Origin of the sequence: Paenarthrobacter sp. AT5, assembly GCF_032764245.1 — a bacterium.
GTDB lineage: Bacteria > Actinomycetota > Actinomycetes > Actinomycetales > Micrococcaceae > Arthrobacter > Arthrobacter ureafaciens.
Map to the genome: position 1 here is coordinate 3,299,550 of NZ_CP136441.1, position 12,429 is coordinate 3,311,978.

The 12,429-nt window shown below is 64.7% G+C and carries 12 protein-coding genes; 8 read left to right on the forward strand and 4 right to left on the reverse strand.

What is annotated here, in order from left to right; genetic code table 11:
• Positions 1-145: 145 nt before the first annotated feature.
• Positions 146-1,249 carry a ribosome small subunit-dependent GTPase A gene (rsgA, locus tag RI444_RS15155; RefSeq protein WP_242703251.1) on the reverse strand — a complete coding sequence of 368 codons (1,104 nt, stop codon included), beginning with the start codon at positions 1,247-1,249 and terminating at the stop codon, positions 146-148.
• Positions 1,250-1,632: 383 nt separating this feature from the next.
• Positions 1,633-3,429 (reverse strand): glycoside hydrolase family 35 protein, encoded by a 1,797-nt coding sequence (locus RI444_RS15160; RefSeq protein WP_207605783.1) that lies wholly within the window; start codon positions 3,427-3,429, stop codon positions 1,633-1,635.
• 47 nt (positions 3,430-3,476) lie between these two features.
• Between RI444_RS15160 and RI444_RS15165 the strand changes: the two genes are divergently transcribed.
• A complete protein-coding gene (locus RI444_RS15165) occupies positions 3,477-4,493 on the forward strand; it encodes a pirin family protein (protein ID WP_207605782.1) in 1,017 nt (338 codons plus the stop codon).
• A 23-nt stretch (positions 4,494-4,516) separates the two neighbouring features.
• Here the strand turns inward: RI444_RS15165 and RI444_RS15170 are convergent, their stop codons facing one another.
• The gene (locus RI444_RS15170) at positions 4,517-5,464 is read right to left on the reverse strand and encodes an N-acetylglucosamine kinase (protein ID WP_069695743.1); all 948 of its coding nucleotides are present in this window, start codon (positions 5,462-5,464) and stop codon (positions 4,517-4,519) included.
• A 40-nt stretch (positions 5,465-5,504) separates the two neighbouring features.
• On the opposite strand from RI444_RS15170, the gene RI444_RS15175 reads away from it, so the two are divergent.
• From RI444_RS15175 to RI444_RS15190, 4 genes are read left to right on the forward strand one after another with little or no spacing between them, the layout of a single operon-like run.
• Positions 5,505-6,536 carry a nitronate monooxygenase gene (locus RI444_RS15175; RefSeq protein ID WP_207605781.1) on the forward strand — a complete coding sequence of 344 codons (1,032 nt, stop codon included), beginning with the start codon at positions 5,505-5,507 and terminating at the stop codon, positions 6,534-6,536.
• A gap of 9 nt (positions 6,537-6,545) precedes the next feature.
• Entirely contained in the window at positions 6,546-7,775 is a 1,230-nt protein-coding gene (locus RI444_RS15180; RefSeq protein ID WP_062097401.1) for an MFS transporter, read from the forward strand.
• A gap of 42 nt (positions 7,776-7,817) precedes the next feature.
• Positions 7,818-8,456 carry a TMEM175 family protein gene (locus tag RI444_RS15185; RefSeq protein WP_062097403.1) on the forward strand — a complete coding sequence of 213 codons (639 nt, stop codon included), beginning with the start codon at positions 7,818-7,820 and terminating at the stop codon, positions 8,454-8,456.
• A 51-nt stretch (positions 8,457-8,507) separates the two neighbouring features.
• Positions 8,508-9,014, forward strand: a complete 507-nt coding sequence (locus RI444_RS15190) for an Lrp/AsnC family transcriptional regulator (RefSeq protein ID WP_166183519.1) — start codon at positions 8,508-8,510, stop codon at positions 9,012-9,014.
• 41 nt (positions 9,015-9,055) lie between these two features.
• Here the strand turns inward: RI444_RS15190 and RI444_RS15195 are convergent, their stop codons facing one another.
• The gene (locus RI444_RS15195) at positions 9,056-10,291 is read right to left on the reverse strand and encodes an MFS transporter (protein WP_207605780.1); all 1,236 of its coding nucleotides are present in this window, start codon (positions 10,289-10,291) and stop codon (positions 9,056-9,058) included.
• A 173-nt stretch (positions 10,292-10,464) separates the two neighbouring features.
• On the opposite strand from RI444_RS15195, the gene RI444_RS15200 reads away from it, so the two are divergent.
• The 3 genes from RI444_RS15200 to corA are packed head-to-tail and all read left to right on the forward strand — an operon-like array spanning position 10,465 to position 12,419.
• A complete protein-coding gene (locus RI444_RS15200) occupies positions 10,465-10,977 on the forward strand; it encodes an Lrp/AsnC family transcriptional regulator (protein ID WP_021472509.1) in 513 nt (170 codons plus the stop codon).
• A gap of 10 nt (positions 10,978-10,987) precedes the next feature.
• On the forward strand, positions 10,988-11,413 hold the full coding sequence (locus tag RI444_RS15205) for a DUF1761 domain-containing protein (protein ID WP_021472508.1): 426 nt from the start codon (positions 10,988-10,990) through the stop codon (positions 11,411-11,413).
• A gap of 10 nt (positions 11,414-11,423) precedes the next feature.
• The gene (gene corA / locus RI444_RS15210) at positions 11,424-12,419 is read left to right on the forward strand and encodes a magnesium/cobalt transporter CorA (protein WP_207605779.1); all 996 of its coding nucleotides are present in this window, start codon (positions 11,424-11,426) and stop codon (positions 12,417-12,419) included.
• Positions 12,420-12,429 lie beyond the last annotated feature (10 nt).

The window sequence follows — 12,429 nt, forward strand, 5'->3', positions numbered from 1 at the left end:
CTGTAAGTCGACATCCTCGGACGGTAGAGCCAAATGATCATAAGCACACTGACTTTGGCTGTAAAGCCGATCTTCCCCCAGAGTAGCCAGCGGGCCTTGCGATGTCAGCGGCGCCACGTATTCCGTAATGAATCGGCAATAATCGTCACCGCTTCCGGCGCTTTCCCTTCCTGGCCGACCTCTCCTCAGCCCGATCATGGCGGTACCTTTCGGCGGCGCGTTGCCCTCGTTCGGCCGACACCACTTTCTGGTGCCATTCCCGCTGGTAGGCACGACGCGCGGCAGCGTCGTGCTTCCGGTTGAGTGCGGCCAATTCTCGTTGCAGTTTCAGGTAGCTGTCCCACCTCCGCTGGTCCAGGGAACCGACGGCCAGGGCCTCCAGCACAGCACAGCCAGGCTCTGCCTGGTGGGAGCAATCAGAGAACCTGCATTGTTCAAAGAGCTCTTCCAGATCGCCGAACATCTCTTCCATGCCGTCGTCAGCATCAAAGAGGCCGAAGCCGCGGACTCCGGGCGTGTCCATCAGCACGGCTCCGCCGGGGAGGGGAACCAGTTCACGGGACGTCGTGGTGTGCCTGCCCTTGCCGTCGCCGGCGCGTACTGCACCCGTGGCCTGCTGCCGGCTCCCCGTGAGCGCGTTGATGAGCGTGGATTTACCGGCACCGGAGGGTCCCAACATCACGAGGGTCGCCCCCGCCGGGATGTGCCTCAGGAGCTCGTCGATGCCGTCGCCCTGTTCCGCCGAGGTGGTGACAACGTCCACGCCGGCTGCCTGCAGCAGCACTTCCCCCACGACGTCGTCTGCGATGTTGGCAAGGTCCGCCTTGGTGATGACCACCAGCGGCGTTGCCCCTGAATCCCAAGCGGCTACGAGGGTTCGTTCGAGCCGGTTGTGGGTCAGTGGACGGTCCATGGGGACCACTACCGCCACGATGTCGATGTTTGCCCCGAGGACCTGCTCCTCGGAGGAGGACTCGAAGGCGCGTTTGCGGCTGAGTGCCGACAGGCGCGGGAGGATCGCGACGACGGCGGGCTCACCTGCCGTGTTACGGCCCAGCCAGACCCAGTCGCCCGTGGCAGGGGCAGGCCCGTGGGAGGGGTACGGCAGGCGCAGCAGGCCCTCGCTGGATGCGACAAGGACTCGGTTCCTGTCCAGCCTCACGATCCGGCCGGGCGTGCAACCTCCCTTCTCCGGAACGGGGTTGTCCCGGAAATGCCCGGACGTGGCGGGAGTGAAACCGTATTCGATGGGGCCATGATCCGGCGGAGCTGCGCTGTTTACAGCCGCGTTGTTTTCAGCCCCGCTGTTTTCAGTAATGGAGCGGTCGCTTGATGAAGCGTAAGTATGCAATTCAGTGCCTCTTGTGAGGCCCGGCAGACCTAGCTCTGGCAGGTGGATGCCGGGACGTGGGTGGTGGTGTGATGATGCGCCGCGACTGTGAGCGGGGCGCGCAGGACTATGGCAGTCATCAAATCCACCTCCCCGGCATCAGGACCGGCCGCTTAGCAGCCGTCAGTGTCCAAACAATTGGCAACAGGGTTCAGGATAGCCAGCTTCGGAGGTCCTGACCAGACCTCAGGACCCGATTGGCGCGGGCTTTCCACCTTTGGGTCGAGTCGGGATGTTCGGCATCAGCCCAGCTCGGCCGCGGCTATGGGACCTGCCTCGGCCGGCCCAAGGTCCGGCTTTTCCCGGAGTTCGACGACGTTCCCCGCCTTCTCCAATTCGAGGACCCTGATGCTGTTGAGGCCAGCCCTCAGCAAAGGGGCCGGTGCATACAGCGCTGCTTGCGGGCCTTTGTTCCAGAAACGGCCAAGGAGGAAACCGTTGAGCCAGATGAATCCCTTGGTGGACTGCGGAAGGGCAATATGGGTATCCGCCGGCTCGGATACTTCAAAGGAGGCTTCGGCAAGACCCTGAAGGTTCTCCTGCGTCCAATCGGCCAACGCAACAGGGGTCTGCGTCCAATGGAATGTATAGCGCTGGTTGATCAGGACGCCGCCCAGGATGCCCTTGCCGTGCCCCGTCAAAGGACCGTAGTTGATGCGGCCCAGGTTCTCGACGAGGATTTCCAGTTTGGCCGGGGCACCCTCTCCGGTGACGGCAATTCCTTCAGTGCCCGTGACGTCATCCAGGACCCCCACGTAACGGCCATCGACCCGGAGGTACGCGCGATCGTTCAGCCCGGAAATCCTGATGCGGCTTTCCGCAGGAGCGCCCGGTCGGCCCGGGAGGATCGCCGTTGCCTCGTAAAGCACCATGCCGCCGTCGAGCCCCAGCTCCTCGAAGCTGAGCGGCCTGACGCTGGTGACCGGTTTGCCGGAACCGCGGGCCGAATCCCACAGGTCCTGGCCTTCCGAGAGCGTCAGCGTGCGGGCGGGGAGAACCGGAGGCGGGGTCAGAAGATCGGCGGGCGGCTCGGGGAGGTCCTGGATTCCCTGCGCCCGGTGGAACTCCCGCCGGAAGGCATGGAACTTCGGTGTGAGGCTGCCGTCCTCGGCGATCGGAGCGTCGGAGTCGTAGCTTGTGACCGTGGGTTGGAGCAGGCGGCCGTCATGGTTGCTGCCGGAGCCCAGGCCGAAGTTTGTTCCTCCGTGGGCCATGTAAACGCAGAGGGAACCACCGGGCTCGAGGATGCGGCGAGCCTCGGCGGCCGCTTCTTCGGGGTCCCGCCGGTGATGGTGCTCGCCCCAATGGTCAAACCATCCACCCCAAAATTCCACCGTGAAGAAAGGTTCTCCCGTCCGCCGCCGCTTCCATGTTTCGATGGCTTCATCACCGCGGCTCCCCAGCGTAGCCGCGGCCCACGTACCCTCGATCGAGCCGCCGTCGAGGAAGTAGTCCGTGCCTCCGTCTGCCGTAAAGAGCAGCTCAGTGATGCCGCGCTCCTGGAGCGCTTGGCGGTTCCACCGCAGGTAGTCGTGGTCGTCCCCGTAACTGCCGTATTCGTTCTCGATCTGCACCGCAACCACAGGCCCTCCCTGCGATGCCTGCCGGGAGGCAACAATGGGTAGCAGATGGTCAAACCACTCCTCCACAGCCTCCGTGAAGTCCGGGTCCATGCACCGCAGCCCGATCCCGGGCATGCCGGTCAGCCACGCCGGGAAGCCGCCGTTGTCCCATTCGGCGCAAATGTAGGGGCCGGGCCGGACAATGACGTCCAGGCCTTCCCCGGCAGCGGTATCGATGAAGCGTCCCAAATCCCGCCAGCCCGTGAAATCCGGGGCCTGGTCCTTCTTTGGCTGATGGAAGTTCCACGCGACGTAGGTGTCAACCGTGTTGGCTCCCATGGCTTTGAGGCGGCGGAGCCGGTCCTGCCACAGCTCGGGGTGGACACGGAAGTAGTGGATGGCTCCAGCGAGGATGCGATACGGTTCACCCGAACGGTAGAGCACGGCGTCGTGGTAGCTCAGGAGGGCTTTGCTCACGCTGAACAGATTAGCTCAAATTCCAACATTTATGCACAGGTGATGAGATGACCAACTTGGAACCGGCCCCCACAGAGCAGGTATGTCCCGCCGCAGTCGAAGGACAGGGCCCGTGTGTGCAGTTGTGGCCGGAACGTGAAGTGCCGCTTGGCGGCGTGCGGGCGATGAACGTCTACCGCACGCTGCCGCAACGGGGACTGCCCACGGTGGGTGCCTGGTGCTTCCTTGACAGCTTCGGGCCGGACCGCGTCGCCATGAGCGTCCTCCCCCACCCCCACTGTGGGCTCCAGACGGTCACGTGGCCCTTGGAGGGAGCGGTGCGGCACCGCGACAGTGTTGGCAGCGACGTCGTGGTCAAGCCGGGCGAATTGAACATCATGACCGCGGGAAACGGCATCTCGCATTCGGAGTTCTCGGTCCTTCCTGCAACGCAGGAAGAAATTCCGATGTCCCGAGGACTGCAGCTGTGGGTAGCCCTCCCCGACGCACACCGGCACCGCGAACCGTCCTTTGAGCAGCACCGGGATTTGCCCGTGGTCAACGGCGAGGGTTTCACCGCCACCGTAATGGTGGGCGAATTCGGCGGAGTGCTCTCCCCTGCCACCATGTTCAGCCCCATTGTTGGTGCTGACATCACGGGCTCGGGCGCGCTGGCATTGCCGCTGCGGCCTGAATTTGAGCACGCGGTCCTGGTCCTTGACGGGCAGCTGGTGATCGACGGCGTGAACGTCACCGCCGGGCCACTGGCCTACCTGGGCGCCGGACGGAACGGACTGCGGGTGGAGGCCGAACCGGACACCCGCTTCATGCTGCTGGGCGGCGAGCCCTTCGGCGAGGATCTGCTGATGTGGTGGAACTTTGTGGGCAGAACCCACGACGAAGTGGAAAAAGCCCGCGAAGAATGGGAGGCGCAGGGATTGCTCGACGACAACGCTGCCGCCACCGCGCGCTTCGGGCTGGTCCGCGGCCACGGACCGGATGCCGGGCCCGAAGCGGGCCGCATTCCCGCTCCGCCCTTGCCGGGAGTCAGGCTGAAGCCGCGCACCAGGGGCCCGCAGGAATGACCGACGCCCGCTGGCGCTGACCGTCAGCCGCGCTGTTCGGCCACGAGCCGTGGCACGCCGAACACGGGGTCTTGATCCAGGATCCGGACGTCCGTGATGCCGCGTTCAGCCAAACGGGCCTTGAACGCCTCCTGGATTGGCACCACGTTCATCCCCAAGCCGCTGCCGAGGATCACCGGTCCGTCCAGGCCCAGTTGACGCACGGCTTGGGCGGCAAGGTCCGCGAGGTCGTTGCCCGCTTGGACGAGCAACCGTTGGCTGGTTTCATCGCCTGCGGCGGCCGCCTCCACAACAAGCCGGGCCTGCTGCGCCCAATACCGGCGACCAGTGTCCGGGGAGTGGAAAAGGGCGATCAGCTTTCCCGGATCATCAACGCCGCAGGAGTCCAACAACGCCTGGCTCAACGCGTCAGGCTCCAGGCCCTGGTTCATGCGCCTCAGGCTGTGGCGTACGGCTTCCCTGCCCAACCAGTAACCGCTGCCCTCGTCCCCCAACAAATAGCCCCACCCACCGGCACGGGCTTCCTCGCCGGCCTGGTTCCGGCCCCAGGCAGCCGAACCGGTGCCCGCAATGACAGCCACGCCCGTACTCGCTCCACCGGCTGCCAGCAGGAGCCGCGAATCGTGCACCACCGTGATCCGGGCACCCGGCACATGGGGCGCTATGAGATCCGCGAGCGCCTTGGCGTCTTCATCAGTGTCGATCCCGCCGGATCCTGCGTAGACCTCCTCCACGGCGCCCCCGCCGATCTTCGCGAACAATTCGGCCAGGTTGGCCTTCGCCTGTTCCCGGGTGACGTTCTGGACGTTGGAGCTCCCTGCACTCTCATCCCGGACGGGAACGCCGTCCTGGAACCTGACGCCGCGTGTCTTGGTGCCGCCAATGTCCAGCCCGATCACCGTGCGGGCCGGGGCGGCCAGGCCAGAGGAGGAGTTGGAAGGGGAATGGCTTGCGGAGTCAAGATTGTTCACCGTGAAAGACTAGCTTGGAGCGCCCCTAGGAGAAACCGCCATGCCCTTGTTCGACACTCCCTTCATCGCGGCACCCATGGCCGGCGGAACATCCACCACGGCACTGGTCCGCGCTGTCCAGGAAGGAGGCGGCCTGGGCTTCCTGGCGGCCGGTTACAAGAGTCCCCAGGCCATGGTGGCGGAGATTGCCGCCGCCCGGTCCGAAGGCCTCCGCTTCGGCATGAACGTCTTTGTGCCCGACCCCGGCCAACTCCACCCCGGCCCCGCAGTCCTGGCACAGCTGGAGGCCTACCGGGCGGAACTGCAACCTGACGCCGAGCGCTACTCAGTGACCTTGCCCCCGCTGCGCCTGGATGACGACGACGCATGGCAGGAAAAGATCGACGCTCTTCTGGCAGATCCGGTTGAATACGTCAGCTTCGCCTTCGGGCTCCCCGGCACCTCCGTGGTCAAAGCCTTGCAGAAGGCAGGGAGCGTCGTGATCACCAGCGTGACCACCGTCGAAGAGGCCCGGGCGGCCGCTGAAGAAGGCCCGGACGCGCTGGCCGTCCAGCACAGTTCGGCAGGAGGCCACACCACCGCCTTCCTCCCGCGCGGTGCCGCGAGCGCCACCGCACCAGGAACGACGGCGGCGCTCGTCACCCAGGTGCGATCCGCCGTCGAGCTTCCCTTGATAGCCGCAGGCGCCATCACTGATGGCGAGGCCCTCAGGGAAGCTCTCGCCGCAGGCGCTTCGGCAGTTCAGGTTGGCACCGCCCTGGTCCGGACCGAGGAAAGCGGTGCCCGGCAAACACACAAAGACGCCTTGGGCGATGCGCAATTCAGGGAGACTGCAATGACGCGTGCGTTCACCGGCCGCCTGGCGCGTTCCTTGGTGAACGACTTCGTCCGCGATCACGCCAACGCACCTGTTGGGTATCCGGCCATCCACCACCTGACAGCACCCGTGCGTGCCTCCGCGTCAGCCGCCGGCGACCCGCACCGCCTCAATCTGTGGGCCGGAACCGGTTGGCGGACCGCCCGGACCGGCTCAGCAACCGACGTCGTCAAGGACTTCCTCGGCGGGGCATAACCTGAAACGGTGACAAAAGCACCTGACACCACTGCCGCAACCGATACCTGGGACGGCCACCCCAAAGGCTCCAGTGGCTACCGCCGGATCCTGGCGGCCCTGGCAATGGCAGGTGTAGCCACGTTCGCCCAGCTGTATTCCACCCAAGCAGTCCTGCCCCTTATGGCCGCTGACCTCCGCATCTCCGCTGCCGACGCGGCACTCAGCATCTCCCTGGCCACCGTGGGCCTGGCCGTCACCGTCCTCCCTTGGTCTTTCCTCGCCGACCGCATCGGCCGGGTCCGCGCCATGGCAATCGGAATCGGCGCCGCCACCATCCTTGGACTGCTGGTTCCACTCGCACCCACCGTTCCGGTCCTCCTGGGCCTGCGGGCGCTGGAGGGCATGGCATTGGGAGGAATTCCCGCAATTGCCATCGCCTACTTGAACGAGGAAGTCACCAAAATCCACACGGCCCTCGCCGCCGGCAGCTACGTGGCCGGAACAACCCTGGGCGGATTGGCCGGACGGCTGGTGGCCGGGCCCGTGGGCGAGCTGTGGGGGTGGCGGGCGGCTGCGCTCGCGGTGGCCGTGCTGGCCACGTTGTCAGCAGTCCTCTTCCTGCTCTTGGTCCCCAAACAGCGGCGCTTCACACCGGCTCCTGTCCAAGGCCTTCGGGGCGCGTGGCGCACCTTGAGCGGACACGCAACCAACCCCAAGCTCTTCGCCCTCTACCTTCAGGCCTTCCTGCTCATGGGCGGTTTTGTGGCGGTCTACAACTACCTGGGCTTCCGCCTGCATGCCGAACCGTTCAATCTTCCAGCGACGCTGGTCAGCCTCATTTTCCTGGCCTATCTCTCAGGCACGGTGACGTCACGGTGGGGAGCGGGACTGACGACGCGGTTTGGTCGCCGCAACGTGCTCCTGGCCGGCATCGGCGTGATGTGCGCCGGGCTTGCCCTGACTCTTTTCGATAACCTCGTGGCCACCTTGGCCGGACTCGTGGTCTTTACCGGTGGCTTCTTTGCCGCGCACAGCGTTGGGTCAGGATGGACAGGGGCGATCGCCACGAAAGGCCGGGCACAGGCTGCTTCGCTGTATAACCTCTCCTACTACATGGGCTCGAGCATCATCGGATGGGCGGGCGGGCTCGCCTTCCAGGCCTATGGCTGGACGGCTTTGGCGTTGGCCGTGACCGCCCTGGCCGTCACGACGGCGGTTGTCACCGCGGTGGTTCACCGAACGGTTCCCCAGGGCTAATGACAGGCTGGTTTCGGCGCGGAACCCCCTACAATCAGTCTCATGGCACAGGTCACCAGGCCCCGGGAACTGTCCTCGCCGGAGCGGCTTCAGGCATTTACCGACGCTGTTGTGGCGATTGCCCTGACGTTGCTGATCCTCCCGCTCATGGAGAGCGTGGGCGACCTCGCCGATGAGGAAGGAACTACCGCCGAATGGTTCGACCGTGAGCGGTTTGCGTTGCTGGGCTTCGCTCTGAGCTTCCTTCTGATCGCAGTTTTCTGGGTTCACCACCACCGTCTCTTCCGGGTAGTGCGCCGCGTGGATTCCGGTTTGCTCTGGCTGACCGTGGGGTGGATGTTTACCATCGTCTGGATGCCGGTGGCCACTGCCCTGTCAACACAGATGCATCCGGACTGGGCCCAACCACTGGTCTACATCGGCACCTTGCTGGCCACCAGTGTCATGCTCCTGGCCGCCCGCCTGCACTTGCGCCGCCACCCGGACCTCCACACCATGGACCGCGTGGAGTCCGCGGCCGGAATCCGTTCCGGGGCCATTGTGGCAGGCCTCTTCTTCCTGGCGCTGATCGTTGCCCTCATCGCTCCCGGCCTCGGCAATCTGCCGTTGATCCTCATGGTGGCCAGCGAACCGCTGCAGCGGCTCTCCACCAGGCGCCTCGAGAGAGCGGCAACCGCTTAGTTGCAGGGAATTCACCGTTATGATGAACAAACGGCAATTTCAGGAGGACAAGTGAGCAGCGCCGCGAAGAATGTTCGATCCAGCCCGGGTAACGCGGAGCCGCTGGACGCTATCGACGAGCGAATCCTTGCCGCCCTGGTGGAGGACGCCCGCATCTCCAACAAACAACTGGCCGAACTGGTGGGCATAGCCCCTTCCACGGCGCTGATGCGGACCCGGGCTTTGTCAGAGCGCGGCATCATCGAAGGGTTCGAGGCCGTGCTGAGCCTGCCCGCAATCGGCCGTTCGGTCCAAGCACTCATCGCCGTGCGCCTCCGCGCCCACGACCGCGATCAGATCGACCGCTTTACCGCCCGTGTGCCCAAGCTGCCGGCAGTGATTTCCACGTTCCACACCACGGGTTCCGTCGACTACCTGCTGCACATCGCCGTCGCCAATACGGACGATCTCCGCAACTGGCTTCTGGACAATCTGGCCACCGACCCCGTAGTGGGCCATACGGAAACAACCATGGTTTTCCAGCACATCCCGGGCAACCGGGGTCCGCTCCCCGAGTAAGCACGGCTGGACCGGGCCGCCCACGTGCGCGACCGGCGTCGTTAGCCCTTCCGGGCAACCCGCAGCGAAACGGCGGCGAGCAGCAGCGCCGCCACCCCGCACAGGACCGTGAAACCAACGACGGCGGCCTGGAGGCCTACGGCCGTGACGGCGAGTCCCAGCCCAATCACCGGGACGGCGCTGCCCATATAGGTGATGACGTAGACGGTACTGATGACCTGCGCGTGGCGGGCGCTTTCCACCTTCCCTGCGACGTCGTTGAACACCTGCCGGAACGCAACGCCCTGGCTGGCTCCCGCCGTGATGCTGACCAGCACCAACAGAACCGGGCTGGACCAGGCCGCAGCGGCCCCCAGCAGCCCAACCGACACACCTAACAGGGCCAGAGCCACGGGAACCAGGTACCTTCCCCGGACGCCCACCAACTGGCTCATCGCCGAGGCGCCCAGAGTGAGGCCGGCGAGCAAGCCGATGAGCGGCCGCGAGTCCGCTTGCACAATGCCCGCAAAGTAGCCGGGCGCCAGGGAAAGGCAAAATCCGAAGACCGCGAAGCTCAGGAAGCCCACCGAGGAAGCCATCCAGAAGGCACCCCGGGCAGCCCGGGAAACGGCAGGACGCCTGGGAGCAAGGACCTTGAAAGCCGGCTTGCCCGGGGCGGGTGCAATGGCGGGCCGTGCCTTGAGCAGCCACAGCGGCAAAAGCGCAGCAAGCAGGACTGCGGTGTGGATGTAATAGGGCGTGCGGGTGGGGTCGGGCAGGAGGGAGAGCAGACCGCCGATGAACGGGCCTGCCGCCACTCCTCCGGCCGAGGAGAGCAGGGTGAACCGGGACGCCCAATCAGGCCGGTGCGGCAACAACTCCCGCAGCGCCGCCGAACTGGCGCCGGTTGCCAGCCCAACCGCCACGCCTTGGAGCGCGCGGCCCACCGAGAGTGCGGGAAGGCCGTCCGCGTTGGCGAAGATGATGCCGCCAAGAAGCCCCACCAGGACAGCCAGCACCAGGGCAGCGCGGCGTCCGATGTGATCCGACCAGTGGCCGGCAACCATGAGGACGAGGATCAGCGCCAGCACGTAGCTTGAAAAAGCGACCGTCACGTCGAGGGAAGACAATCCCATCTGTGCCTGCAACAACGGATACAGCGGAGTGGCCAGGTTGGCGCCCACCAGCAAGGTGAAGATCACCACTCCGGACAGGACCAGCCGTGCCGTGGTTCCGGCATTCCAGCTCCAGCGGACGGCTGTGGCCGGACGCATGCGGAGCTCGCTCAAGACAGTCATTACATGCCTTCATCGCTTCGTGGCCCCACCGCCTCCTGGTGGGAGGGCCTGCGGCCAAGTGTGTTCATGGGTGGCAACAGGATGTCGCATCACTGAGCGTAAAGAAGTGCTTGGGTGAGAAGATTGAGCGAAAACATCAAAGTATTAGGACCCAAGTGAGCAGGAGTGATCATTTGAACAGCCTGGACCCCATGGATCTGCGGATCCTGCTGGAGCTCATCAAGGACCCCCGCATCCAGATAGCAGAGCTCAGCGACACCCTCGGCATCGCCAGGAACACGGCGCAGAGCAGGGTCAAGAGGCTGTTGCGTTCCGGCGTGCTGCAGGCCGCAGGCCGTGAAGTGGACCTCGAGAAGGTCGGCTATGACGTGGTTGCCTTCGTGACCATCGAAGTGACACACCGAGAACTCGACGGCGTGATCGGAGCCTTGCGCCTCATCCCCCAGGTCTTGGAGGTTCACGAGATCTCCGGACGAGGCGATCTTTGGTGCCGGGTAGTGGCAACAGACACCCACAACCTCCAGTCGGCGCTTCGATCCGTGCTCCGCACCAAGGGCGTCATCCGCACGGAGACTGTCCTTGCCCTGCACACCCATATCCCCTACCGCACTGAACCCTTGATCAGCCGGATGGCAGCCCCAACACGCGGCCGGCAGGACCACGTACAGAACGGTTCCGGGACCTAAGATTTTGGGTATGGACTGGCTTTCACACATTTCCGACATCAACTGGCTCGCCGTGCTTCTGGCCTTCATTTCCAGCATGGTGGTTGGGTTCGTCTGGTACATGCCGGCGGTTTTGGGACGCAAGTGGATGGAAGCCATCGGCAAGACCGAAGACGACCTGAAGAACATCGAAGGCGGAGCGGGCATCTGGCTCCCCATGATGTTGGCCTCGGCCATCACGAGCATTCTCCTGGCAGTGTTCATCAGCGCCTTGGACGCGAACACCTTCTGGGGTGGAGCCTTCCTCGGCATCATCATCGGCCTGATCTTCCGGGCAGGCGGCCACGTGATCCACAACGGTTTTGCCGGTCGGCCGTCCGCTGTGACCTTGATCGACTCCGGTCATGACGTGCTGGCCCTGGCCATCGCGGGTGCCATCATCGGAGCCATCCAGTAGCGTTCCACCAGTGACCATCATCGATAACGCCGTCTATGTGGACGGTGTCCGCACCGCCACCCCCGCGAGCCTGGAGCAGACCTTCGAAACACTTGCCCGGCACGGCGGCATGGCCTGGATTGGGCTCTACCGTCCAACGCAAGAGGAGATGGCGGGCGTCGCCGCGGAATTCGGGCTCCATGAGTTGGCCGTGGAGGACGCTGTGTCCGCGCACCAGCGCCCCAAACTGGAGAGGTACGACCACAACCTCTTCACCGTGCTTCGTCCTGCGAGGTATGTGGACCACACCGAAACCGTGGAGTTCGGGGAGTTGCACGTCTTCACCGGACCGAACTTCGTGGTGACCATCCGGCACGCCGAAACGGCGGGCGTCGCGCAGGTCCGCAAACGCTTGGAGGGCAGGCCCGACCTCCTCAGGCACGGGCCGGAAGCAGTGCTGTACGCCCTCGTGGACCAGGTGGTGGATGACTATGGCCCGGTAGTCGCCGGCCTCGAGAACGACATCGACGAAATCGAGGACCAACTCTTCAGCGGCGACACCAAGGTCTCGCGCCGCATCTATGAACTTGCCCGTGAAGTCATCCAGTTCCAGCGTGCCATCCACCCACTGCCCGAAATGATGACGCTCCTGGAAAAGGGGTTCGAAAAGTACGGCGTGGACATTGAACTTCAGCGCTCCCTGCGCGACGTCGAAGACCATGCCCAGCACCTTATTTCCCGGGCCAACTCTTTCCGGGACATCCTGCAGAACGCCCTCACGCTGGATGGCACTCTCACGGCGAACCGTCAGAACGAAGCCAGCGCCGCCCAAAACGAGCAGGTCAAGAAGATCTCATCCCGGGCTGCGATCTTCTTCGCCCCGTCGTTTGTGGCCGGCGTCTACGGCATGAACTTCGACGTCATGCCGGAACTGCATTGGGATTTCGGTTACCCCATGGCGTTGGCGTTCATGGTTGGCTCGGCGCTGCTGATGTACGTGATCTTCAAGCGCAAGGGGTGGCTCTGACGTACCCTCG